Annotated in this window: 24 protein-coding genes; 11 read left to right on the forward strand and 13 right to left on the reverse strand. The window is 39.1% G+C overall.

Annotation, left to right across the window (positions count from 1 at the left end; translation table 11 throughout):
* Positions 1-239: 239 nt before the first annotated feature.
* A complete protein-coding gene (ispH, locus tag SGI74_01455) occupies positions 240-1,145 on the reverse strand; it encodes a 4-hydroxy-3-methylbut-2-enyl diphosphate reductase (GenBank protein MDZ4676148.1) in 906 nt (301 codons plus the stop codon).
* Between the two features lie 34 nt (positions 1,146-1,179).
* The gene (gene cmk / locus SGI74_01460; protein MDZ4676149.1) at positions 1,180-1,899 is read right to left on the reverse strand and encodes a (d)CMP kinase; all 720 of its coding nucleotides are present in this window, start codon (positions 1,897-1,899) and stop codon (positions 1,180-1,182) included.
* 33 nt (positions 1,900-1,932) lie between these two features.
* Here cmk and SGI74_01465 point away from each other — a divergent pair, with 33 nt between their 5' ends.
* The 3 genes from SGI74_01465 (at position 1,933) to SGI74_01475 (ending at position 4,787) form a co-directional block, all read left to right on the forward strand.
* Complete coding sequence (locus SGI74_01465; GenBank protein ID MDZ4676150.1) at positions 1,933-2,562, forward strand: hydantoinase/oxoprolinase N-terminal domain-containing protein; 630 nt, start codon at positions 1,933-1,935, stop codon at positions 2,560-2,562.
* A 186-nt stretch (positions 2,563-2,748) separates the two neighbouring features.
* Entirely contained in the window at positions 2,749-3,252 is a 504-nt protein-coding gene (locus tag SGI74_01470) for a hydantoinase/oxoprolinase family protein (protein ID MDZ4676151.1), read from the forward strand.
* Positions 3,249-4,787 (forward strand): hydantoinase B/oxoprolinase family protein, encoded by a 1,539-nt coding sequence (locus tag SGI74_01475; GenBank protein MDZ4676152.1) that lies wholly within the window; start codon positions 3,249-3,251, stop codon positions 4,785-4,787. The genes SGI74_01470 and SGI74_01475 overlap by 4 nt, the downstream gene beginning before the upstream one ends.
* Here SGI74_01475 and SGI74_01480 read toward each other — a convergent pair whose 3' ends face one another.
* The 5 genes from SGI74_01480 to SGI74_01500 all read right to left on the reverse strand — a co-directional run bounded on the left by SGI74_01480 (position 4,788) and on the right by SGI74_01500 (position 12,088).
* Positions 4,788-6,116: a glycoside hydrolase family 71/99-like protein gene (locus tag SGI74_01480; GenBank protein MDZ4676153.1), complete on the reverse strand. Its 1,329-nt coding sequence runs from the start codon at positions 6,114-6,116 to the stop codon at positions 4,788-4,790.
* Between the two features lie 177 nt (positions 6,117-6,293).
* On the reverse strand, positions 6,294-7,289 hold the full coding sequence (locus SGI74_01485) for a hypothetical protein (GenBank protein ID MDZ4676154.1): 996 nt from the start codon (positions 7,287-7,289) through the stop codon (positions 6,294-6,296).
* Positions 7,282-10,455, reverse strand: a complete 3,174-nt coding sequence (locus SGI74_01490; protein ID MDZ4676155.1) for a hypothetical protein — start codon at positions 10,453-10,455, stop codon at positions 7,282-7,284. The genes SGI74_01485 and SGI74_01490 overlap by 8 nt, the downstream gene beginning before the upstream one ends.
* Before the next feature lie 159 nt (positions 10,456-10,614).
* Complete coding sequence (gene ilvA, locus SGI74_01495) at positions 10,615-11,820, reverse strand: threonine ammonia-lyase (GenBank protein ID MDZ4676156.1); 1,206 nt, start codon at positions 11,818-11,820, stop codon at positions 10,615-10,617.
* 10 nt (positions 11,821-11,830) lie between these two features.
* Positions 11,831-12,088, reverse strand: a complete 258-nt coding sequence (locus SGI74_01500; GenBank protein MDZ4676157.1) for a hypothetical protein — start codon at positions 12,086-12,088, stop codon at positions 11,831-11,833.
* Positions 12,089-12,251: 163 nt separating this feature from the next.
* Between SGI74_01500 and SGI74_01505 the strand changes: the two genes are divergently transcribed.
* Positions 12,252-13,958, forward strand: a complete 1,707-nt coding sequence (locus SGI74_01505) for an adenosylcobalamin-dependent ribonucleoside-diphosphate reductase (GenBank protein MDZ4676158.1) — start codon at positions 12,252-12,254, stop codon at positions 13,956-13,958.
* A 16-nt stretch (positions 13,959-13,974) separates the two neighbouring features.
* Here SGI74_01505 and SGI74_01510 read toward each other — a convergent pair whose 3' ends face one another.
* Complete coding sequence (locus SGI74_01510; protein ID MDZ4676159.1) at positions 13,975-14,946, reverse strand: response regulator; 972 nt, start codon at positions 14,944-14,946, stop codon at positions 13,975-13,977.
* 94 nt (positions 14,947-15,040) lie between these two features.
* Here SGI74_01510 and tmk point away from each other — a divergent pair, with 94 nt between their 5' ends.
* Genes tmk through SGI74_01530 form a run of 4 tightly spaced genes read left to right on the forward strand, consistent with a single transcriptional unit; the run spans position 15,041 to position 19,009 of the window.
* The gene (tmk, locus tag SGI74_01515; GenBank protein MDZ4676160.1) at positions 15,041-15,655 is read left to right on the forward strand and encodes a dTMP kinase; all 615 of its coding nucleotides are present in this window, start codon (positions 15,041-15,043) and stop codon (positions 15,653-15,655) included.
* Positions 15,652-16,629 carry a DNA polymerase III subunit delta' gene (gene holB / locus SGI74_01520; GenBank protein MDZ4676161.1) on the forward strand — a complete coding sequence of 326 codons (978 nt, stop codon included), beginning with the start codon at positions 15,652-15,654 and terminating at the stop codon, positions 16,627-16,629. The genes tmk and holB overlap by 4 nt, the downstream gene beginning before the upstream one ends.
* Positions 16,622-18,217, forward strand: coding sequence for a methionine--tRNA ligase (metG, locus tag SGI74_01525; GenBank protein ID MDZ4676162.1), 1,596 nt, complete (start codon positions 16,622-16,624; stop codon positions 18,215-18,217). Before holB ends, metG begins: the two co-directional genes overlap by 8 nt.
* A gap of 12 nt (positions 18,218-18,229) precedes the next feature.
* The gene (locus SGI74_01530) at positions 18,230-19,009 is read left to right on the forward strand and encodes a TatD family hydrolase (GenBank protein MDZ4676163.1); all 780 of its coding nucleotides are present in this window, start codon (positions 18,230-18,232) and stop codon (positions 19,007-19,009) included.
* Here the strand turns inward: SGI74_01530 and SGI74_01535 are convergent.
* On the reverse strand, positions 18,993-19,727 hold the full coding sequence (locus SGI74_01535; GenBank protein ID MDZ4676164.1) for a polyprenol monophosphomannose synthase: 735 nt from the start codon (positions 19,725-19,727) through the stop codon (positions 18,993-18,995). The genes SGI74_01530 and SGI74_01535 overlap by 17 nt on opposite strands.
* A 94-nt stretch (positions 19,728-19,821) precedes the next feature.
* Positions 19,822-20,220 carry a hypothetical protein gene (locus tag SGI74_01540; GenBank protein MDZ4676165.1) on the reverse strand — a complete coding sequence of 133 codons (399 nt, stop codon included), beginning with the start codon at positions 20,218-20,220 and terminating at the stop codon, positions 19,822-19,824.
* Positions 20,221-20,313: 93 nt separating this feature from the next.
* On the opposite strand from SGI74_01540, the gene SGI74_01545 reads away from it, so the two are divergent.
* The 3 genes from SGI74_01545 to SGI74_01555 are packed head-to-tail and all read left to right on the forward strand — an operon-like array spanning position 20,314 to position 22,027.
* Positions 20,314-20,973: a hypothetical protein gene (locus SGI74_01545; protein MDZ4676166.1), complete on the forward strand. Its 660-nt coding sequence runs from the start codon at positions 20,314-20,316 to the stop codon at positions 20,971-20,973.
* Positions 20,974-21,381 carry a hypothetical protein gene (locus tag SGI74_01550; protein ID MDZ4676167.1) on the forward strand — a complete coding sequence of 136 codons (408 nt, stop codon included), beginning with the start codon at positions 20,974-20,976 and terminating at the stop codon, positions 21,379-21,381.
* A 4-nt stretch (positions 21,382-21,385) separates the two neighbouring features.
* Positions 21,386-22,027 (forward strand): YIP1 family protein, encoded by a 642-nt coding sequence (locus tag SGI74_01555; GenBank protein ID MDZ4676168.1) that lies wholly within the window; start codon positions 21,386-21,388, stop codon positions 22,025-22,027.
* 40 nt (positions 22,028-22,067) lie between these two features.
* Here the strand turns inward: SGI74_01555 and dut are convergent, their stop codons facing one another.
* From dut to pnp, 3 genes are read right to left on the reverse strand one after another with little or no spacing between them, the layout of a single operon-like run.
* Positions 22,068-22,517 carry a dUTP diphosphatase gene (gene dut, locus SGI74_01560; protein ID MDZ4676169.1) on the reverse strand — a complete coding sequence of 150 codons (450 nt, stop codon included), beginning with the start codon at positions 22,515-22,517 and terminating at the stop codon, positions 22,068-22,070.
* Complete coding sequence (locus SGI74_01565; protein MDZ4676170.1) at positions 22,514-23,764, reverse strand: pitrilysin family protein; 1,251 nt, start codon at positions 23,762-23,764, stop codon at positions 22,514-22,516. Before SGI74_01565 ends, dut begins: the two co-directional genes overlap by 4 nt.
* A 3-nt stretch (positions 23,765-23,767) precedes the next feature.
* The gene (gene pnp, locus SGI74_01570; protein MDZ4676171.1) at positions 23,768-25,885 is read right to left on the reverse strand and encodes a polyribonucleotide nucleotidyltransferase; all 2,118 of its coding nucleotides are present in this window, start codon (positions 25,883-25,885) and stop codon (positions 23,768-23,770) included.
* Positions 25,886-25,925 lie beyond the last annotated feature (40 nt).

A 25,925-nucleotide genomic window follows, 5' to 3' on the forward strand; every position in this document is an offset into this window, starting at 1 on the left:
TTTGTTCAAATCACAATAAACTCAAAGCACTTCACACATTTGGTAAATCGACAATGGATCGCTATTTGGAGAGTTGATGGTTGATTGGGAGTTTCATGGCATTTGGTTGATAGACAATTAGATCTATTTTTGAATCTTGCTTATTATGAATCGCAATTTGGAGAGTTGACGCTCGATGTAGATCGGTCATCAATCACTAAGCATCAGGTTGTGGCACAACTGCCATTGCGTACAAGCAATTAAATAATCTCAGCAATACGGCTACGAACTTTATCAATCAAAACGTGCGGTGTGCTGGCACCAGCTGTAACGCCGATACTTTTAAAACCCGAAAACCATTCTGACTTCAATTCAGCTTCGGTCTCAACAAGATAAGCTTTTTGGGAAAGTTCAGAGCAAATATCGTAGAGTTTTTGTGTGTTTGAGGAATTACGTCCGCCGATAACTACCATGCAATCCACATTGGCTGCAAGTTCATGGGCCGCCTCTTGACGATCTTTAGTGGCACTGCAAATTGTATTATGAAGTTTCACTTCGGCAAATTTTTCTTTGCATTTCTCAACTACTAAATCCAAAACTTTTCTTTTTAAAGTGGTCTGACAAATTACACCTACTTTTGCACGCTCTGGCAAATTTGCCACTTCATCTGCACTTTTGATCACCGCAACTTCATCATTAGGCACATAACTTCTCACCCCTTTGATTTCAGGATGATTGGCATCACCTACGATAATGACGAAATAACCATTTTGAGAAAGTTTTTTTGCAAAATTTTGGGGAACTTTCACAAGAGGACATGTGGCATCAACGATTTTTAGACCTTTATCTTTAGCCTTTTCTTGAACTTGAAGGGTCACACCGTGACTTCGAAATACAACTGTACCTTCAATATTATTAATATCTTCAGCGACTTTTAAACCACGTGATGAAAGATCAGCTACGGCTTGAGGATTATGTATCAATGGGCCAAGTGATGAAATAGGACCAGAAATTTCTTTAATGGCTTTTTCGCTTAGATCTAAAGCTCTTTCTACACCAAAACAAACCCCTGCAGTTTGAGCAGCTAAAATCGTAACACCATTTTTAACAATGGGCTGGTTGCTATATGGGAGATTTGTTTGGGGTTCTTTCATTTCAGCTGACATTAAAACCTTTTCAATTTTGAAGATATATCAAACACTATTGAGATTTCTTACTCTCAACAACTTTCACGATCTTATCAACAACTTCGTCAATACTCAAGGTAGAGGTGTCGATTTCGATAGCATCGTGGGCTTTAGCCATGGGAGCCACTTTGCGCTGTGAATCAGCCTCATCTCGCTGGGCAATATTTTTGATGAGTTCTTCGCTTGTGGATTTATATTCTGAGGAGCGTCTTTGAGCGCGCATATCAAGACTAGCGGTAAGGAAAATTTTCACATCAGCGTCAGGAAACACAACGGTTCCACAATCTCGGCCTTCAGCAATAAGACCTGCTGGGGGCTTGTTAAATTCACGCTGTGCCTCTAAAAGTGCTTTTCTAACTTGAGAGTATGCAGATATCCGACTAGCAATTTTTGCAGTTTCATCATTATTGATTTGTGCTGTGACATTTACATCATCAATAAAAACTTGGGTGCCATACATGTCAGCATGAATACGAAAGCCTTGGTAATGAGCAAGGCTTGCAACTAAAACTTCATCGGTGATGTCGATTTTTTTGATTTTACAAAGCTCTGCTAAACCCCTGTAAAAAGAACCTGTTGTGAGAAAAGTCATGTTGAGTCGTCGAGCGAGTTTTCCACTCACTGTCGACTTGCCGCTTCCTGCCGGCCCGTCTATGGTAATCACAAATGCTCCCCCAAATTTTCGATTCATGTAACGTCGCTTTACCTTGTCATCTGTAGTATTTGAATCCATAATCTGATCTAATGGAGCCGTAGAGTCAAGCTTATGTCATGGCAATGTGCTGCCCATATTCGAGAAATGTTTGTCGACTTTGCCGCAAGTGATGGCAAGCGCGCATTTCTATATCGAACACTCAATAGAAAAGACCAGCTTCTCATTGGCCTTATTGAAGCCCTTTCTCTTTTGCCAAAAGAATTTAAACCTGAAAACACAGATTTATTTCTGGCTACAGATTTAGCAAAAGTTTCGCTACGCGAAAAATGGGGTGCAGCAACGGCACTCCTAACAACTGAAGGGTTTGAAAATCTTTTGGAAATTGGCACTCAAGAAAGACTTTCTTTATTTGGGCTTCAAGCAAAAAAAAATACTTCACTTGTGCCGCGCGATTTGGCTTTTGGCGTAACTGAAAGAACAAGTGCTGATGGTTCAATAGAAATTGAACTTGATGAAAAAGAAATTGAATTTGTAATTAGTAAACTTAAACTTACCGATACCAAATCAGTAGCCGTTTGTTTTTTGCATTCTAATATTAATCCAGCCCATGAAAAACAAGTAGGGAAAAAACTTACCGAAAATGGTTATAGCGTCATTTTATCACACCAATATGAAGGAAATGAACTCGACCGAGCCCTCGCTGCAACTGAAGCTGCATTTTTGATTCCGACACGTGATTAGTTTTTAGAAGATATTATTAAACTTGGGTTTAACAAAGATCGAATTCATATTAGAGAAAATATTCCGGCTCCGAAAAACTCACAAGCAGTTCACATTACTTTTTTAGAAGATCGTATTTGGCTAGAAAAAGTTACACCTCAAAAAACAAATCACTTCACACAGCTCTCCACTTCAGCTCTCAATCTTATTTCAAAAGATAACGGCGGCCTTATTCATGTGGGTCCAGAAAAAATCGATGGAGAACCAGGACCAGCTTGTTTTGGAAAAGGTTTAAATTTATCTTTAATGGATCTTCTCGCTTATGATCGAAAAATCATTTGTGAAGGTGTACCTCGAGCAAGAGTTGATATTAACCGGGTTACACGATTATTAGCACCACTAGCAAAACAACTTCGCATGCATCAAGACGACTGCGCCGCTCAGTATATAGATTTAGCCTGTTCACAATTAGCCTTAGAAATTGAGAACTATTTTAAAAAAGAAAAATTAGTTTTATCTCAAACTGATTTTATTTTTGAAGGATGGCTTGAGCCTTTATTTGCTCATCAATTGGCAAAATTATTAGGTATTTCTAATTGGAAAACGTCACAATTAAGCAATTGGTCAAATTGCCTAAGACTTTTTGAAAGTCCACTACCCCAAACTATTGAAATTCAACAGGGTGTTTTTCAATTGGGAGGAGCGACATGATTACGGATCCTTTTAAAACTGAAAAATTTCGCTACTCATGTAAAAGCATTTTAAATAAATTAGGTGAGTCTTTTAAGAATTTCTCTGAAGTAAATGTTGCCCTTCTTGATCATCGTGGAGATCTTATTGAAGTAACGGGGTCAAACCCTCTGCATTTTGCTTCTTTTGAATTTTGCAGCAAAGCCATTAAAAAATACATCACCCCAAAACATGGGGAAATACTTATTACCAATGATCCCTACAGTGGCAACACAAGACTTTGTGATCTATTTTTTATTCAAGGTGCATTTGGAAAATCTCAAGCCAATGACTTACGTTATTATTTAGTGCTCCAAGTTTCTGTACCTCAACTTTTAAATAAGAATTTAAAAACACTTTTCACAACCGTTGAAGACGAGGGTTATCGCATTCCACCAACGCCACTTGATGTTCAAGGATTAGTGAATCCGGCGTTACTAGATTACTTATGTCAATCGGGCATGAATCGCGATGAGCTGATGCAACTTATTGGTGAAGTAAAAATCAGACTTAAAGAAGCTACAGAACAAACCATTCAAATAGAAACAACAATAGGTTCAGATAAAGTATCAAAAATAATTACAGAACTTCGCACATACTCTGAAGATCGAATGCGCTCAGCGCTACTTGAAATCCCTGATGGTGAATATTTGGCCCATGATTATTTAGACAACGACGGCTATGACTCATCACCTATTCGCATTCAATGCCAACTCACCTGCCAAGGCCATAATATTTTACTAAGTTTTGCCGGAAGTTCGAAGCAAACCAAAGGCCCCATGAATCTAAATTATGCGACAACTCTAGGTGCATGTTTTTGGATTATTAGAAGTTTAGTTAAAGAAGATATCCCGGTAAATTCAGGGGCATTTAAAGCGTTTTCTATTGAAGCGCCTGAAGGTACTATCGTCAATGCACGCTACCCAGCCCCTATGCTTGGCGGATATTTTGAAACATCAAAGCGCATCGTAGATGTGATTATGAGTTGCTTAAGTAAAGCTCTTCCACTTGAAATTCCAGCTCTGAGTGGTGGCTCATCTAATGTGACGCTTATGAAATCAGGTGATCAACTTTTTGTTGATGCCATAGGCTGTGGCGTTGGTGCAAGTAGAGATCACCAGGGCTCAGATTGCATTCAGACAAATCTTCACAACACATCACTTACTTCAATTGAAGTTTTAGAAAAAACATATCCTCTACAGGTTACCCATTGCTCAATTCGTGATTCTTCAGGTGCAACAGGTAAAAAATCTGGCGGAAACGGAATCACCCGCGGTTATAAATTTTTAAAACCCACAACTCTCATGCTTCTTTCAGATCGCAGACATTATAAACCCCATAGTCTTTTTGGCGGTGTATCAGGCTTACCTGGTGAAAATGTTGTAATTAAAAGTGGTGAGAAGAAAAAAATTCATAATGAGAAAAAAGTTATCGAAATGAACCCAGGCGACACGCTGATAATAAATACCCCAGGCGGCGGAGCTTGGGGCAAAGAAGAAATTCAAGTTGAGAATTAGTTATTTTACGAGGCATTTAACAATACCTGAGCAACTGACCTTTTGCCTAAATACACGTTTGAATTTATCAGTTCGCGATTCCGGCAATCGATAGGGTTGTTCTAAACACGCGGTGAGTTGTTTTTCACCACGCAAGAGTTTTGTTATGTCTCCAGCAACACGCAAATAAAAATCTGAAGAAATATTTTTTCCATCAGCATCAAGTGTTAGAAACTTCTGGCTCACTGGACTCATCGATGCATTTTCTGCAGCTTTAGCAATAGCTGTTGATTCATCGTATTCATCAAACATCGCAATAAATGCTGAGACTCCTAATTTTTTAGTCCAATAAGCTTGTGCCCAAAATAAATCACCCGCTGCACGAGGAATCATATTAAATTTTCCACCATTCCAATTTGACCATGCAAACCCCGGAAATATAACTCTCTGATAAAGAACATTATATTGATCACAAAGTTTTTTATCATCAATATGCATTTTTACATGATTATTTAATAACTCGAGAGCAGATGCATAAACACCCACTGACCAAGGTTGCACCATATCGAATTTTAAGTATGTCGAAAGCCAATTTGCTTTTGAATTATTAATTCCCTGACGCCACCAATAAGGAACTCCGCCAATTACCATAAAACCTTTTTCATGAAACCAACGAATGAGTTCCAACGCTTGCTCTTGAGTACCTGGGCGATCAGTATAACCAAAACCCCAAAGTGCAATGACCGGCCGACCTTTGTGTTTTGCGTATTGTGGAGAATCTAAAACTTTTGTCTCAAGTTCTAACCAATCTTTTTTAATATCAGAAACTAAAGTAGCTTCATTAGAACTCGTGATGTCATATTCCATATAAAAACTGCGATCATACTTCTGGGCATTTTGTCGAACAAGAACTGCAACATCATCACGTAACATTTTTTGAAAAGGAAGATTTAGCTCTGAGACAAATCGTTGCAGAGCAACTCCGTCTATTCCATATTCTTTCATCCAACGAAAATGTGTATCAACTACTCCTGCTCGATCAGAGGCAAAAAGCATTGAAGGTTGGCCATTGCCCAGTACACCTAAACCTGTTTCTTGAAGATCATCAGCGTTGTATTCACGTACATCAGGATAAAGTTCAAATTTAATCTGACCTACAGAAGGTATTTGACCCGCGTTCCAATGTGTCCAAATTCCATTTTTGCTTAACTTTTGTGTGCTAAACCAACCCTGGTAGCCCGCGAATGTTTGCTGCAAAAATTCTTTATTTGGTGTTTTGGAAATTAAAGCTTTTGCATCCAGACTAAAAAAACCCGCAAATAAACATATGAAAAGAAAACGATGATTCATATCCCCTACCCTCTGATTCACGTTTTCGTTTTATTTAAGTTGAATGTAAAGAACTAAGAGAAAATTATAAACGTTACACGGCTAAAATGAATGAGATCACTCATTCGATTATGATTAATACCCCAGGCGGTGGAGCCTGGGGCAAAGAAGAAGTTCAAATCGAAAGTTAAAGAAATTTTAAACGACGTTTTTTGCCATTAATTTCAAACTAGTTTTCTTAAGATAAGCAATCATCAGTAGTGGAAGTGTTAAGAGTACAAGAGGAGGAGCGCCTGGGCCACCCTTTCCACTGTCTTTTGCATTAACTATTCCACAGCCCATCCCTTTTTCTGATGTTTTCTTTTGTGCAACACAAGCATGCTGTTCACAACCACTAGCAGGACATTCGGTAGTAACACCTGCAGAAAGATCATCAGTAGAATTATAAAGAGCAATATTCCATTTCATCGTTGTCGCCTCTGGATTTAAAGCGCAATAAGCGAGCATCAATTTTGAAAAAATACGATCAGTACACTCAGACTTTGCCTTACTTAATGCTGATACCTTGCCAATGTTATGTTTCACATGATCCACACTGATATCTGCAGAACTGTATGCTGGCAAATTGCCATCAAAAATAACACAGGATCCATATTGAACTGGTGGTGGCAACGTTGGCGTTGGCTCTGAAGCAGGTGCCCGCTCTGAAACTGACAGTACCGGCGTTGCGGCCGGTGTTGGCGCAGTTGTGGTCACAGGTGTTGGAGTTGCAACAGGTAGTGGCGCTGGTAATGATAATGGTGGCCTTGGACATGTATGAGAAACACATCCAGTTATTGCACATCCTGATATAGCATTGACAGGTTCGCCTGCAGAATAATATGCAGCAACTCCCCATTGTGCAGAAGTAATTTTTGGATTTGCTGTACAGTACACATCCATCAATTCTAGGAAAACACTATCGGTGCACGCAGTCTGAGCACTTCCAAATGTTGTCACATTCCCAATATTACGTTTCACATAAACTGAACCTTCATTTGCAGCAGCATAAGCAGGAAGACTTGTACTTTCACTGCGAATAACACAAGCACCATATTGCACACTTGGCACTGGCGTTGGTGTTGCGATCGGAGTTGGTGTTGGTGTTGAGCCAGACTTGGCTAGGTATTGTTTAATAATTACATCCTTAAACACACACACTCGAAAAACTATTTGGAGGAAGCGTGTTGGCTTGACCATAAATATCACAAATATTTACGAGACAAGATTCCTGTGTTGTGTAGAGACCCTTTGTAATATTACTTCCATCAACCATATCAAGCCTGCAAATGTCATATGGATTTGGCGTTGGTGTAGCTGATGGTGCAATTGACGGTGTGGGAGTTGGTGTCGATGCAGGACATTTATGATAGTCACACCCACTCGCTGCGCATCCGGTAACTTGATATGAGCCAACTGAATCATAAGCGGCTACACCCCATTGTACATTCTCCGCATTGGGGATCAGTGTACAAAAATTAACCATTAATTCCGCAAAAAATTTATCCGTACATGCTAACTGCGCTTGAGCATATGTTGTTACATTACCAATGTTACGTTTCACATAGTTAGTTCCTACATCGGCAGCATAGTATCCGGGGAGATTTCCATTACGAATTATACACGACCCAAACTGTATCCCAGTCGCTGGGCTTGGTGTCGGTGTCGGATTGGGCGAGACAGGCGTAACTGTTAGTACTTGTGTATAAACACCAACTAAACCACTGCAAGTTACTGCGGCCACTTTGTAATAATATAATGTACCACTGGTTACAGTTGTATCATCAAATTTATACATATTTGAAACTATGGAAGATGGTCCACCAATTGATAACCACGGGCCACTTGAATTTGTTGCACGCATAGTTACATAGTCGCATGCATCGGTCACAAGATTCCATTGTGCTGAAACTTTGTAATTTCCAGCAGTAAGTTGAAAACCAGTAGGAGCGGGCAACGATACTGGTGGGCCTACTGGCACGACGGATAAATTTTCAGGTGAATAAAGACCCTCGTTGCCATTACCGTCTATAGCGGCAACACGATAAAAATAAAGTGTCCCATTAACAACAGTTAAATCTGCGAGTACAAATGTGTTTGAATTTAAAGATGTAGTTGGGCCATTCACTGTACTCCACGGACCTGAGGTACTTAACGCACGCTTGATGCTATAACTACTTGCACCAGTAACTCGGCTCCACTGCACTCCGACTTGCTTATTCCCCGCTGTTAACTGAACCGTAGGCGCTGCAAGTTGCACTACCGTTCCCATTGGTGGTGTTGCACTTAAAATATTTGTATATACTCCAGGTTGGCTATTTGCATTTAGCGCTGCAGCTCGGTAGTAATAAGTCACACCGTTAAGAGCCGTTAGGTCTACTAAAACAAATCCTGAAGATGTTGTAGTCGTTGACCCATTCACTTCAGCAAAAGTTCCATTGGCAGACGGACTTCTTTGTACGGAGTAACCTGTAGCACCTGGTACGGCCTGCCATTGTATCAGTACTTCATTATTAGCTGTACCAAGTAGAAACATCGTCGGCGCTGGTAATTGTCCAACATTACCTTGATTGACGATCACGCCAATAGCTGCAGTATCAGAACTTTCATCGCCATATCCGTTTAACGCAGAAACTGCATAATAATAAGTAGTCCCAGCTACTAGCCCTGAATCAGTATATTGATTTAATGTAATCGTGGAAACAGTGTTCGGATAAGCCACTGCAATTTTAGTCAGTGCATTTGGAGCTGTACCCCTTTTTATGTGATACGCAAATGCTCCGTTATTATTTCCCCAAGACAAATTAACTTGGTGATTGCTCGTTGTTACATTATATGGCCACGGCGTTGTTGGAACTGAAACAAGTCGAGGTGTTGCAGTTGGCACTGGAGTTGATTGAGCTGATGGCGTGCACCCTATTTTATAAACATTTGATTTTCTGTATTTCACACCAGCAACTGATGAGGCTTCTTCATATGTTTCATAGGCATGACGAAAAAGATTCCCAGATTTATCGATAGTTAATTTCCCATGATCGCCTGAAGGATTTGCTAAGTTTGCATGCGCGACAGAACCGTTGAGCACTGTATTATTGAAAAATCGAAGTTGATTTGTGGCACAGTAACCTTGATTACAAATGCCTTCTTGCGATACCCAACTAATGCCTCCATCTGTGCTTCGTAATAGTTTACTAGCTGTATAGTTTCCACCTGTTGGATGAATGACAACATATAAATTGCCAAGATGATCTGCGCCTGTATTTAAAATTCCATAAGAGCCCGTAAGAAGATTCTCGTACAATGGCAACATCGACCATTGGGTACCGTCAGAAGTCCCGCGAAGCAACGCTGGGTATTGCCCCCCAGTAGCTGGCTGTATATCAACAAACAACAAGATCTGATTTCTACTATTGAAATCATCATAGAATCCTGTCCTATAGCCGATAACTCCTGAACCTAATAACTGGGTCAATTGATTTAAATTTTCACCGACCGGAGTAGATTGAACTGTGTTCAATCTACGCGCATGATAAGCCCTTACATTTGAACCGTACGTACTAACTGTACCAAATGTAAAAATATTACCTTTGCGATCTTTCAAATAATCCCAGGGGTAGAAACTTGAATTTACAGAATAAACAGTATCGTCCACAACAGTCCACCCACCAGAGATGGTGTTGCGTTTTATTACTGAAACAGCATTACTAAAATTACCTGTGCCTGATCGTATGACTCCAAAAATATCGCCAACTTGATTTTCAAAAAATTTCAATCTGAGAATAGAGTAATTATAATTTAATGAGGAAGTGGTTCGCATGGGATTAAATTTAAATTCAGGACCCTTGTACCATGAAGCTTGGTTGCTGATGTAAATCACATTATTCATCACTCCGTTAGCAACCCCACCCGCATAGATATTTCCCAATCTATCAGATTCAGCTGAATCATTTGAGAATGACCAGGCATAATTTTTTAATATATGGTTTTTAGAATCACGCATAAATATTGCGTTTGAATTAGCTACAAAAGAACCACCGTTTAATACAGATAAATTACCCTTACCAACTACTACTGGTTGATCTGCTGAGCCAAAACTAAAAAAACCACGAGACTCTTCTTCGGTCGTATAAGCCGAAGAATTGTGATCTGAAAATGTAAACTCATCCGACAATGTCCAATCACCAGAATATGATGTCGTGCATATTTGAGGGTTGATGCTCGTATAATTAAAATTTTGGTATCCAACAAAAATAACAGAAAGAATTAGAAATACAGAAAATTTCTTGAGCCTATTTTTATATAGGTTTTTGCCCGTAAACATTGAAGCCCTCCACACGTTCCGCTCTTAAATTACCTATTGATATACCGGTTTTTTTTAAATTTCTTAAGGAAATTGAGAGGCTTATACGTGAACAAAATCAAATATACTGACAGTTCAGATTGACTAAACCTTAGACACTATCTCTAGGATCCATATGAATTATTCTATGACCTTTGAACCCAGCGCAACAAAACCTTTTTTAATTTCATCGATCTGATCTTGCCCTGTGGTTTCTAAAGTGAACTCAATAATCGTCTCACGCAAATGAATGCGATCACTCATTCGATTGTGATTAATCTGTAAAACGTTAGCTCTTTTTTCAGCAATCAAAGTAGTAAGCTTATTGAGCGTCCCTGGAACATCCGGCGCTGCTACAGTGATTTTTGCTAAACGACCTGAAACTTGAAAACCTCGATCAATAATACGCTCAAGCATATTTAGATCAATATTACCGCCACTCAAAAGAGCAACTGCCTTTTTACATTTAAATTTATCTTTGTGAGCCACAAGGGCAGCAAGTGATGAAGCACCCGCTCCTTCAACAACTGTTTTTGCCCGTTCCATTAAAAACACAATGATCTTTGCAATCTCATCATCGCTGACAGTGACCACATCATCACAGAGTTTTGAAATAAAACTATCGTACATAACTTGAGATGGTCTTTTCACAGCGATACCATCAGCAATGGTTGAAACAGGTTTTAATTCCATGACTAATTTTTTATCGCGAAAACTTTGAGCCATGCTGTCAGCACCAACTGCTTGAACACCAATGATTTTAATTTTTGGATTTAATGATTTAAGCGCAATGGCAATACCACTAAGAAGTCCGCCCCCACCAATGGGAATAAAAACTACTTCTGCATCTGGAATATCTTCAAAAATTTCAAGACCAATAGTGCCTTGACCTGCAATGATTTTTTCATCTTCAAAGGGATGAATAAAAATCGCGCCACTTATTTTTTGAAGCGTGAGTGCGTGCTGATAGGCCTCATCATAGGCCACACCTTTTAAAATAACTTCCGCACCAAATCTTTTTGTAGAAACGACTTTAATGAGAGGACTCTGTTCAGGCATTACGATTGTCGCTTTAATACCCAATTTTTGGGCTATACAAGCAACACCTTGCGCGTGATTACCGGCCGAGGCTGCGATCACGCCTGCTTTTTTTTCTGCGTCAGTTAATTGGATGAGTTTATTTGCAGCTCCACGAATCTTAAAACTTCCTGTGAGTTGAAAATTTTCATACTTTAAGAAAACATCAAACCCCGAAAGCTTGCTGCAGTTAGCAGAGTATTCTAAAGTCGTACGATTAATGTGCGGCTTTATGAGCAAACTGGCTTTTTGAATATCCGCTAACGTCACTTTCAAATTTTCACCAGTATGCAGTTAGCCCCCGAATGGGTCCAAAATTATCAACCTTACCTGGAGTAAAGCGAGGATCTTTAAACAGATCAGGTTTTTGTTCTCCAGGTCTTACTTCATTGTCAGCGTAATCAATGATTTTACGCTTATCAAAGTAATAAAACGGCAAGAGTGACTTGTTACAAAACAAACATTTTATGATGTCATCACAACTCTCGGTTATTTTGCCACAGAGGTGGCAACGTCGAACATGAAGTGGTTGACTCATAGGTTCTCCTTACCCCACAATTTGGTTAATTGCCCTATTAATAGAGTATAATAAACCAGACCTACGTCTGTCAAAGCACGCGCACTGCGGTATTTGAATTATGTTTGCGCCAAAGTGTCGAACGACTTGACGCAAAACACAGTTTTCATAGACTTAAAGCAATATGATTAAAAATCTGTTCACAGAAAATGCACTTACCGTACTTCACGATCGCTACCTTTGGCGTAAATCAAAGCGAAATGTGGAAACACCTGAGGAGATGCTCAAGCGAGTTGCAAAACACGTTGCCGGGCCTTCTAAGCAGCTAGAAAAGCGATTTCTGTTAGCACTGAGTGAGCTTGCTTTTTTACCCAACTCGCCCACTCTGATGAACGCCGGAAAAAAACAAGCTCAACTTGCAGCGTGTTTTGTTTTACCTCTAGCTGATGATCTGACAGAAATCATGAACACACTTAAATCAACAGCCCTCATTCATCAATCAGGTGGTGGGACAGGCTTTAGTTTTTCAAGCCTACGACCTGAAAAATCACAAGTGCAGTCAAGTAACGGTGTCGCTGCAGGCCCACTTGGTTTTCTCTCATTATTTAATGAACTAACTCAAACAATTAAACAAGGTGGCCTTAGACGTGGTGCAAATATGGGTGTTCTTTCAGTTGAACATCCCGATATTGAAGCCTTTATTCACTGTAAGACTGATATTTCTAAAATCACAAATTTTAATATCTCTGTAGCGGTCACAAATAAATTTATTAACGCTGTCAAAAATGATTCCTCATGGAATCTCATTGATCCTCATACGAGAAAAAAAGTAAAAACTGTATCTGCATCAAAATTATTTCAAGACATTTGTGAGGCCGCTTGGCTCACGGGTGAACCCGGACTCATTTTTATTGATGAGATTAATAAAAATAACCCTACTCCCAAAAAAGGTATCATGGAGGCCACTAATCCTTGTGGAGAACAACCACTCTTACCCTATGAAGCATGTAATCTAGGAAGCATTAATCTCAATGTCATTTATCAAAAAAATAATAGCGATTCAATTAATTGGAGTAAACTTTCCGAACTCACTGAAACAGGAGTTTTGTTTTTAGATCGTGTCATTGATACCTGCACTTACCCAGTTCCTGAGATTCATGATCTTTGCCATGCCAATCGCAAAATTGGTTTAGGAGTTATGGGTTTTGCGGATTTGCTATTGAAACTTAATATCGCTTATGGTTCACCCGAATCATATGTTGTGGGTGAAAAAATTATGGAATTTATTCGTACACAAGCTGTACTTGTCAGCCAACAATTAGCAAAAAAACACGGAGCCTTTGATGGATTCTCTCAAAGCCTCTGGAATAAACGCGGCCTTAAACCATTAAGAAATGCAACACTTACAACAATTGCGCCCACTGGCACCATCAGTCTTCTTTGCAATGCCTCTGCCGGAATAGAGCCTATATTTAGCTATGCCTATGAGCGACACGTGTTAGATAAAAAAATATTAAGAGAAGTTCACCCCTATGCTGAGGCCGTTTTAAAAGAACGAGGTCTTTACAATGAATCACTTTTAAAAATCATGTCTCAAGAAGGCACGTTTAAAGACGCGTCGATTCCAGATGATATAAAAAATATTTTTGTTACAACCAGAGATCTTACTGCAACCCAACATGTAGAGATGCAAGCACGTTTTCAAAAACATTCAGATAGTGGCGTATCAAAAACAATAAATCTTTCAAACAAAGCTTCAGTTCAAGACGTGCAAGTGGCTTTTATGCTCGCAGCTAAATTAAAATGTAAAGGCATTACAATATATCGCGATGGCACAAGACCTGATCAAGTTTTACAATTAAAAAATTGTCCTGATTGCACGAGAATTTAAAATTCCAACCTATTTTTTAAGAAGCTTTATCTTGATACTCATGAGGCATGAGTATACCAGAGCTCATCATGAGACTTGAAATTTGGGCTATCAATTGGCAAAAGCGAATATCACGATCATTAAACTTTGAATGCTCTCGATCCATGCGTGCACTAATAACACCATACATGGTGTTATTACGACTCACAGGGCAAACAATCATACTGTTAAATGAAATGCCTTTTACGAGATCTTTAATTTTTGCCAACATTGGGTCGTAGGCAAGATCTTCAATAACGATTGCTTTTTGACTATTCATGACGTGAAGCATTTCTGGATATTTATTCATGTCTAATTTAAAACCCTTAGCATCACGATTATCGCTACTGGCCATGACAGTGCCGTCTTGCAAGTCTTCTGAGATCATCACTACTGAGCAACGTACCGCTTTGAGTGATATGGCAATCATCTTTGTAATATTAAGTAGAATTTCACTTTGTTTACGACCACTCAAAGTTTCTCGTAACACGATCTCAAGTAAGTGAAGGTAAACATCAGCACCTTCAAGTTTAGCAACTTTTTCTTTATTGGCATCGTGAACAAGTTCTCTTTTATTTTGGATATGAAACACAAGTCTTGTTAAAATGTCTTCATACTTATAAGGCTTTACAATATAGTCAGTAGCTCCGAGGGAAATACATTCTTTAATATTTTTTACGATATTATGTGCCGAAGTAACAAAAACTTTTGGTTTAATTTTAATTGAGGCTTCTGCTTTAAGCCAACCTAAAACTTGAAAAGCATTACCATCTGAGAGAGTGAGGTCGCAAATAACAAAATTTGGTTTCCAATCGCGAATGCGTTCTTTAGCAGCAGATCCACTAGGAACAACCTCTACAGTAAAACCACGTTCTCTAAGAAAATCTTGAAGTCGACGTGAACCCGCGCCGTCATCATCGGCGATAAGTACTTTAAAATTAGCCTGAACTGTATTTGCTTCTTCAGTCATTATTGAAACCTCATAAGTACTGTTTCGGTCATTTGTGAGAAATGATTTAATTTTGCTGACATGCTTAAAAAGCTATGACAATTTACGGGGTTATATGCCTTTTGTGACTTTTGAAGGTATCGATGGCTCAGGCAAATCGACCCTTTTAAAATTATTTGCTCAACATTTGAAGCAGCTGGGCTTACCCGTTGAAATTACAAGGGAACCTGGAGGCTCAGACTTAGGGCGTGAACTTAGGGAAATCTTATTACGCCCCGAAGGGGTGCCTCCATGCCCTGAGGCTGAACTCTTAATTTACGAAGCTGACCGCGCTCAGCACGTCGCGACAAAAATTCGACCCTGGCTAGACCAAAATATATGGGTTTTAAGTGACCGCTTTTACGATTCAAGCCTCGCTTTTCAAGGAGCCGGGCGAAAACTTAAAACCGAAGATGTTATTTGGTTAAATCAATTCGCAACCAAAGGTCTCAAACCAGCGCTCACCGTACTCACTGACTGCTCTGTCGATGTAAGCCAAAAAAGACGCCAAGCACGTAAAGCTGATCGCTTTGAAAATGAAAAAACTCAATTTCACGAAACTGTAAGACAAGAATTTTTAGCCATCGCCAAAAAAGATCCAGAAAGATTTTTTATTATAAATTCTGAGAAAGCGCCCAATGAATTACTGCAAATGTTGTTAACTGAAGTAAAAAAACGGGGGCTCCTATGATTTTTGATAAAATTGTTGGACACACATCAATTGTAAAAGCGCTTAAAGAAGTTTTACATTCAAATCGGGGGCGGGCCCCTGCGTTTTTATTTTCTGGCCCCTCGGGTGTCGGAAAAAAACTTGTAGCCCTAGCTTGGGCACAAGGGCTTTTATGTAAGCAACCAAATGCACCTTGCGGAAAATGCTCCACATGTGATCGCATTTCGCGCAGTCAACATCCCGATCTTTTAATTGTAAGTCCTGGAGAAAGCCCAACACTTAAAATTGAACAAATCAGAGATATTCAAAATTTTATTTCGCTCAAATCTTACGAGGGTGCAGCAAAAGTTGTAATCATCGATGAAGCACAAACCATGAATGCTCAAAGTTCTAACGCTTTACTGAAAACATTAGAAGAGCCCCCGGCTCATTGTTATTTTATTCTTGTCACATCTAATAAGGGAGCCCTTTTATCAACTATCATTTCTCGTTGCCAAAGAGTATTTTTTGGATCACTTAGCACACAAGAACTTAAAAAAATTGTGCCAGAGGCCCCAGATTGGGCATTGCCGTTAGCACAGGGGCGCGTTGATGCTGTTACAAAATACTCAGATGATTCTTTTAGAAAATTAAAATCTTCAGCCTTTAAAGTTTTTAAAGATATCAAACATACCCGTGCCTTTGAAGGGTTCACTCAAATGAATGAGCTCAGCGATGAACGCGAGAGTGCTCTATTTGCAATTCAATGCTGGGGGCAAATTATTAAATCTGCGGCAGCCCTCAAGCTAGGGGCACACCCCCCGCTTTCATCAGAAGAAGCCGTTACGGCTGAAGAACTCAATACTGTTTATTCTCCCCAAACACTTCTTTTTTTAGGACAAAAAATTCTTAAACTCGAACAAGATATCCAAGCCAATGTGAATAAAAACCTGGCATTTGAAAAATTCTGGATTGACGCTAAACAACTAGCAGAAAACGAAATAAAACATGGCTAAAGAATCTTTTTACGTCACAACACCTATATATTATGTCAATGACATCCCTCATTTAGGCACTGCTTATTGCACCATTGCTGCTGATGTTTTAGCTCGCTTTGAACGATTAATGGGAGCAGATGTGCGTTTTTTAACAGGCACTGATGAACACGGCGAGAAAGTACAAGAAGCTGCAACGAAAAAAAATAAATCCCCACAAGAATTTACAGATGAAGTCGCCGCTGCTTTTAAAACCACCTGGGAAAAGATGGGAATCTCTTTTGACGATTTCATTCGCACAACAGAAGATCGCCATAAAAAAGTCGTTCAATATTTTATTAAAAAATCTCTCGACTCAGGAGATATCTACCTTGGCAATTACGAAGGTTGGTACTGCGTTCCTGATGAAACTTTTTGGACTGAATCGCAACTTAAAGAAAAAAAATGTCCTACTTGCGGACGAGATGTTAAAAAAATCAAAGAAGAAAATTACTTCTTTAAAATTGGCAAATACGTACCAGCACTTTTAAAACACATTGAAGACAATCCTACTTTTATTTTACCCGAATCAAAGAAAAATGAAGTTGTTTCTTTTTTAAAAGAGGGCGTTAGGGATGTGAGTGTTAGTCGCACCAGCTTCACATGGGGCATCCCATTTCCTGAAGATGAAAAATCAACAGCCACAGCAAACCACGTCATCTATGTTTGGTTTGATGCATTAATAAATTATGTATCGGCCTTAAATCCACTTGCAGACGAAACAGTGTTTAAAAAATATTGGGGTGAAAAATCCCAGCCAAAGGCAATTCACCTTATAGGTAAAGATATTTTGCGCTTTCACGCTGTATATTGGCCATGCCTACTTTTAAGCGTAGGATTCCCTTTGCCTAAAAGAATTTTTGCCCATGGATGGTGGACAATCGAAGGCCAAAAAATGAGTAAAAGTCTGGGTAACGCAATTGAACCCATAGCTTTCACCAATCAGTATGGCCAAGATGCTTTTAGATTATTTTTATTCCGAGAGTTCCCATTTGGACAAGACGGAGATTTTAATCTCAAAAATTTTAAAGATCGAGTGAATGCTGATCTTGCCAATAACCTAGGCAATTTAGTCAGTCGCACAACAAATTTAATTAAAAAAAATCTTGATTCAAAAATTAACCCACCACAAACTAGCGATACTGATCTTGAACCTGTATTAAATAATATTCATAATGCTAAAGAAAAATATCTCAGCAAAGATAAAAATGGTGATCGCAAAATGGAACTCTTTGATTTCCACGATGTATTACAAAATATTTTCCCTATTTTACTCTCGCTTAATAAATACATCGACACCAAGGCTCCATGGACTCTAGCTAAAGATCCAACTAAAAAAGAAGAATTAAGTATTGTACTTAATAACGTTGCTGAGGGAATACGCATCGCCGCCTTATTTTTATGGCCATTTATCCCTACAACAAGCACTGAAATTTTAAAACGTTTAGGTCAAAAACCAATCACAGAGATCATTGATGGCAAAACAACTCTAGAGGCCCAGACCATTTGGGGCCGAGGGATTGCTTCTGAGATTCTTGAAGGCGGACCACTGTTTCCCCGTCTCACTTAAAGGATATAAATCATGTGGATAGATGCACACACCCATCTTGAAATGCTTGAAGATAAAACTGATGAAGTTTTAACTTTAGCTAAAGCTTCGGGCGTTGATCGCATGATCACTATTGGTTGTCACCCCAATGACTTTGCTAAAGTTTGCGCCATATCAAAAGCTCATTATCCAATAGTCGCTGCTACATTAGGGGTACATCCCCATGATGCAAAATTTTACACTGAGCAAATTGAAAATGAAATTCGTGAAACTGCCAAAGAAATTTTTATTATAGGTGTAGGTGAAATAGGTTTAGATTATTTCTACAACCATTCTGAGCAAGATATTCAACGCACTGTTTTTAATCAGCAAATGACTCTGGCAAACGAACTAAAATTGCCAGTGCAAATTCATTCACGTGATGCCGAAGATGATACGATTGAAGAACTTAATAAGTGGAACGGCAAAGTTACAGGAATGATGCATTGTTTTTCAGGCACTGAAAAACTAGCGCGTGCAGCACTTGACGTAGGGTTTTATATTAGCCTAAGTGGAGTTATCACTTTTAAAAATGCTCATAGTTTGCGTGAAATAGTAAAGAACGTGCCACTGGGTCGCCTACTTATTGAAACAGACGCGCCGTTTTTAGCACCAGTACCTATGCGTGGAAGAAAAAACACCCCTGCATTTGTGAGTCATACTGCCGCAAAAGTAGCTGAGATAAAGGGAATTTCACTTGAAGAATTAAGTGCAGCACTTTTAAATAATGTAAAAACACTATTTCCAAAGTGGCGATTTAACCTTGAGGCCTAATCGTTATTGTTGATTGTTTTCGTCCATTAAATCGAATTGACCAAACGCGCCACATAGCTTCGCGAACAATAGCTGAAGACATTTTACTTTGCCCCTCACGTCTTTCTTCAAACATGATTGGGAATTCAGTAAATTTAAAACCCAACTGAACGGCACGATATTTAAGTTCGATTTGAAAACTATAGCCATCCGAACCAATGCTATCAAGATCAACAGCCTTTAAAACACGAGCATGCCAACCATTAAAACCACCAGTAAAATCACAAATCGGTACACCCAAAATCAAACGAGCATAAAGACTTCCAGCTTTAGATATCAGCTTTCGAAAAAAACTCCAATTAACAGAGCCGCCACCCTTTACATAACGAGATCCAATAACAAAATCAGTGGTCAATGCAACTCTTGTCATATCTGCAAGAAAACGCGGGGGATGGCTCCAATCAGCGTCCATTTCAATAATAAAGTCATAATTATTTTCAAGCGCCCACCGAAACCCAGCGACATATGCTTTTCCTAAACCCATTTTGCCAGAACGTTTTAGTAAGAATACGCGTTTGTCTTTTAGAGCAAACTCTTCGACTAGTGCAGCTGTACCATCAGGGCTACCATCATCAACAACAAGCACATGAGAATCAGGAGTGATCAAAAAAATCACTTTCATGAGTTCAACAATGTTATCGCGTTCATTGTATGTTGGTATAACAATAAGCTTCTTCAAAGCGGTTCCCTGGTTCTTTGGTAAAAGACTTAATAAACCACCTTATATTTACTTAATTATTTTGAAAAGTCGAGCTCAAGGCTATAAAAATGCCCTAAATGACAATTTCACGCGTGGATTTTTTCTTACGCCCCGGGAGTCGAATTGGAGGTTTGCGGGCAAGCCAGACATCAGGATCTTCCTTACGGGCTTCTAGGTGTCTTTTAACTTTCTCACAGGCTTTCACTTGATCACGAACATAAACGATCGGGTCAAAAGCACAATGGGGGCATTCAGCGTCATAACGATTTCTAACCAGGATCCCGATTTCAATGATCATCAATGCAAGTACGAAAATAACCAATGCTCGAGGATCAAGCTGTTGCCAAAATAGAAAACTTGCAGCCATAGCTATACCTAAGGCTTGGATAAAGTTAATAAACGATACCGCCCTTTTGCGATAAATTTTACGAGGCATTTTACAAAATGCACAGTAACAGCTCTTATCTGACACAAATCCCCCTTATTTCATTATCACCTGTATAAAAAAAATGAAAAGTCAGATTTTTGACACGTCCACTGTAATCAAATCAGTTACACTAGAGGTATGAAACGACTAATTAATTCTTTTATTACCGTCTCTTTAGTTACAACTTCAACGCTAGCCTTTGCGTTTGAGTTTCCAGATGAAGCTCCCTATTTGCCAAAAACTTCAAAAACCAAAATTCAAAGGCCTATGGTTACAGAAGATACAGAATCTGTTTTCGATGAAGTGAGAATTCATGCAGGTGTTGCTTTTGTAAATTCATTTCAAGACTTTGCAATAGCCCCTGGAGTTCGTGAGCGTGGTGGAATCAAAGGATTTGATCTTAACTTTGGCGTAGATTTATTCTCTGATCATTGGCTTGCTGAAGGACACATCATTAATTTTCCCGAATCTGGAATATCAGACACACGCATTTCTTCAAATGGTTTTGAACTTAGACTGATCTACGATACTGCAATTTACGAAGGCCTCACTGTTCATGGCGGTGTTGGAGTTGCAAGTAGAACCTACTCCATTAAAACATCTCAACGCCCAGATAAATCGGTTTTGCGTAATGATAGATCATTTTCAAGCGGGGCAACTGTACTTGCCGCAGGAATGGATTATTGGCTTAACGGTTTATTTAGCACTGGTATTGAATTGGGCAATCATATTCCCATGGCAAGTGGTGATGACCCTTCAAGTATGGATCTTACCATTAAGGTCAACGGACATTTTTAAATGAAACTTCGCCCCAATTGTCTCCTCACCCGCTACCCCTTATGTTTTATTCAAGAACCTACATCTTTTTGGAATTTTCTAAACCCTTGGAAAAAAACTCACCGATATTTAAAAGCCCATGGATACGAAGTCTATGTGCTAAATCACAATAAAAAACCTTTTCAAAGACTTGAACAAATCAAATCTAAACATGGAAAAGTTCATATCATCACTGCCCAACAAACAAGTTTAGAGAGTCTTACCAATCAAATAGGTATTGCGAGCCTTAATTATTTAGAGGGCACAAAAACTTCTTCGCCATCCATATCAACACAGCGCATCGTTAAATCTAAAACAAAAAGCTTACATGAGATTATTCTGGATCATAGTATTTTCCTTGCAGAAAATGACTTAGCCACAGGAAGATAAACTCATGGAACAACCAAAACGTCCGGTCACAGATCTTAACTGGCAAGATATAAAAGCGCGCATTCGTGAAGTCGTTTTTTTTCTACCTCAGTATCTCAAAAATCCAGTTGATGGAATCAAACGTGTTCCTTCATGGGATTGGACAACCGTCATTATTTTAGAAGTTTTAATATCTGCCGCTTGTGGACTCTTAGGCGGAATAGTAGCTCGTCATATTTTATCAGTCCTTGGTGGTATCATCGTAGGCCCCGTGATGGGCTTGATCATGTCAGTAGTCCTTTCTGGCATTCTTTACTACGCAGGTTTATTTATTTTAAAAACGGAATTAGAATACAAAAAAATATTTATCGTTGTTGTATTGGCTCAAATACCGGCTCAAATCATAGGTGTGCTTTCGCCCATTTCACGTGCAGTCACCCCATTTGCCATTCTCATATCGGCACTTTTGATAACTGTGGGCTTGGTTGATAATTTTATGCTTGAGAAAAAAAGAGTAACGAAAATTGTAGGAACCCTCACAGGAATTGTACTTATATTTTGGATTTATTCAGCTGTATTAGACATCACCCGCCATCGCATTAAAGTTCAAGAATACACCCCAGAAAGCCTTGATCAAATCCATAAAGAACTAAGCGAAGGTAAGTAATTTTAATTTCAAGTTTCAGCAAAGGTAAGTAATTTTAATTTCAAACATTAACTCCAGTACTTCCGAACCCCTCTTTACCACGCACTGTAGTTGAAATTTCACCAACTTCTTGAAACTCAGCTTGAATGACAGGTGCTACGATGAGCTGAGCAATACGATCTCCGGGATTAATTACAAAATTATCTTGCCCATGATTAATTATAATAATTTTTAATTCGCCACGATAATCGCTATCGATGGTTCCAGGGGTATTCACTAATGTAATCCCGCTTTTAATGGCAAGTCCACTTCGCGGTCTGACTTGAATTTCAAAGCCTTGAGGAATCTCTAAGCTTAACCCGGTTGAAACTAAAACACGTTTCCCTGGTTCAAGTATTACCGCTGTCTGAAGTGCCGCGCAAACATCAGCACCACTTGCTTCTTCAGATTGATACCCAGGAATTTTGCCTACAAAATTACCAAGTTTTTTTATCTTGATGATGGGTTTCATTTAATAAACTTCTCAACTTCACTGGATTTAATATCACCCATTACAAGTATTGCCATTTGGTCGAGATTAAATATTTTTTGAGCCAAGTCTTTAACTCCACTTGCCGTGACTTTATCAATACCTTCAACGATAGATTCTACAGGCATGTATTCGCCAAAAGTCATTTCATTTACACCAAGAGAAGACATGCGATTCTCCATATCATCTGCACCAAGTAAGATATTACCTTTTACTTGCTGTTTAAAAATTTGAAGGGCATGGGGCTTAAGTTTTTTTCTTTTTAAATCTTTAACGTCACGCTCAATGGCATCTAACACGGTTTTAACACTTTTTGCTTCAGTGCCTGCATAAACTGTTAGGGTGCCACAATCTACAAATGTAGTGAGATTTGAATAAACGGTATAAGCTAAACCCTTTTTTTCTCGAATGCTTTGATAGAGCCTAGAGCTCATTCCGCCGCCAAGCCATGCGTTTAACACAAATGCATCAAAACGATTTGGATTAACAAACGATACACCTTCAAAACCAACAACAATATGAGTTTGTTCGCCATCTTTCTCGACTACTTCACGCACTCTTTGCCATTTTGGTTTTTGACGACTTACTTTTTTGATTATTCGTTTTCTATTTTTAAAACTTTTCTCTACCTTTTCTACTACTTCATCATGTTCTAGCGCACCTGCTGCCGCTACGATTAGGTTTCTACCGGCATAGCGCTCACGATAATATTTCAAAAGTTGACCACGGGTTAAATTTTCTAAAGTTTCTTTGGTGCCTAAGATGGGCCAACCCAAAGAAGATTTTCCATAAATCTTTTCAAAGAAAAGATCGTAAATATATTCTTCAGGTGTGTCTTCCGTCATAGCAACTTCTTGAAGTATGACATTTTTTTCTCGTTCAAAATCCCGCTCAGTGAACTGAGCATTGCAAACAAGATCTCCAAGGACATCAATGTCTAAAGCTAAATCATCTTTTAATGAAAGTGCGTGAAAACAAGTGTACTCACGTGTTGTGAATGCGTTGAGATCTCCACCAACAGCTTCAATGGCTCGCGCAATATCAGAAGCAGAGCGCCGCTTTGTACCTTTAAAAACCATGTGTTCCACAAAATGGGAAGTACCCATGGTTTTTTGAGTTTCATCGCGGGTTCCTGTTTCAACAAAAACCCCCACCGCAACCGAACGTTGATAACGATGGGCCTCTGTTACTACAGTAATTCCTGAATCAAGAACGGTCTTTTTGTACATTGATTAAACGGGCTTGATTAAAAGCGCCTTGCGAGACAGTTTAATTTTCCCTGCTCGATCGACATCTAAAACTTTAACCTCAAGCTCATCACCTTCTTTTAGTACTTCAGTTACTGTGCGTACACGGTCATGAGAAATCTCAGAAATGTGTAGCAAACCATCTGTACCAGGAAGAATTTCAACAAATGCTCCGAAATCCATGATTTTTTTGACTTTACCTTGATAGGTTTTACCTATTTCAGCTTCAGCACAAATACTCATGATCATCGCTTTTGCTTTTGCTCCGGCGATCGGATCACTTGTGGCAATATTGATCTTCCCGTCATCTTCGATATCGATCTTAACTCCAGTTGCTTCAATGATTGACTTAATCATCTTGCCTCCGGGGCCAATAATCTCACGAACTTTTTCAGGTTTAACTTGGATTGTTTCAATACGTGGAGCATAGGGACTAATTTCACCACGATGAATATCGATAACTTTAAGCATTTCATTTAAAATATGAGCTCGGCCTTCAGCAGCTTGTGCTAAAGCTTTTTTCATAATTTCTAATGTTACGCCTTCAATTTTAATATCCATTTGAAATGCAGTGATTCCAGATTTACCACCAGCAACTTTAAAGTCCATATCACCCAAGTGATCTTCATCACCTAAGATGTCAGACAAAATTGCAATATCATCACCTTCTTTAATGAGACCCATAGCAATTCCTGAAACAGGCTCAACAATGGGAACACCTGCATCCATGAGACCCATGCAACCAGCACATACAGTGCCCATTGATGAGGAACCGTTAGATTCTAAAACTTCACCTACAACACGCATGGTGTAAGGGAACTTAGCAGGGTCAGGCAGTATGGCCTTAAGTGCACGCTCAGCTAATGCTCCGTGACCAATTTCACGACGGCCTGTAAAACCGATACGTCCAACTTCTCCTACGCTATAGGGAGGAAAGTTGTAATGAAGAATAAATTTCTTATAGTAATTACCAGAAACGGAATCAATGAGCTGTTCATCATCACTTGTACCAAGTGTAATTGCTCCTAGAACCTGGGTCTCACCGCGAGTAAATAAACCAGAACCGTGGGCTCTTGGCAAAATACCTACTTCGCAAGTTATAGGCCGAATATCAGTTACTTTTCGCCCGTCAATACGCACAGCTTCTTTTAAAATTGTTTGGCGTGCGACATTGTATTTTACATCTTCAACAATAGTACCTAATTCTTTTTTTCTAATTTCCAAAAGATCTTCAGGCAAGTCAATCAAGAATTTTTCAGCAGCCTCAGCTTTTGCATCATCTACAGCTTGATAACGAGCTTGTTTTTCTTCAATTTTTAAAGCGGATTTCACCTTAGGAGATAAAAATTGTTCTACTTGTTTTCTAAACGCTTCATCAACTTCTTTTGGTTTGAATTCGCGCTTGGGTTTTCCGACTGCTTTTCTTAAGCGCTCTTGTGCTTCAATGGCAGGTTGGAATGAATCATGACCAAATTTCAATGCCTCAAGCATTGTTTCTTCAGAGATGAATTTAGCTCCGCCTTCAACCATCAAGAGAGCTTTACGTGTACCAGCAACAATCATTTCAAGATCTGCTTCTTCTATCTGCGCATACGATGGATTAGCAATATATTGACCATTCACTCGAGCCACCTGACAGCTTGCTGCAGGGCCATTAAAAGGAATGTCACTGATATAAAGCGCAGTTGAAGCACCAATACCTGCTAATATTCCTGGTTCAATACTGTTGTCTGTACTTAAAACCGAAGCCACCACTTGGGTTTCAAACATATATCCTGTGGGAAATAGTGGTCTGATTGGCCGATCAATTAACCGTGAGGTTAATGTGGCATCGGTTGAGGGCTTTGCTTCACGCTTAAAAAAACCACCAGGGATTTTTCCGGATGAATAATATTTTTCTTGGTATTCAACCATGAGCGGAAAAAAATCTTTGTCAGTCGCTTTTCGACTAGAGACAACTGTTACTAAAACTCTAGTTTCATTGCATGAAACCAAAACAGAACCATCAGCTTGTTTTGCTAATTTTCCTGTCTCTAAAATTATTTCTTTATCACCAATCTTGAATTTCTCTTGGACGATATTCCAATTATGAGATTGAGCCATCACGGCCTCCTCTATCGAAGAGTCGCGACGATTTACCAAG

It is taken from the genome of Oligoflexia bacterium, assembly GCA_034439615.1.
GTDB lineage: Bacteria > Bdellovibrionota > Bdellovibrionia > JABDDW01 > JABDDW01 > JAWXAT01.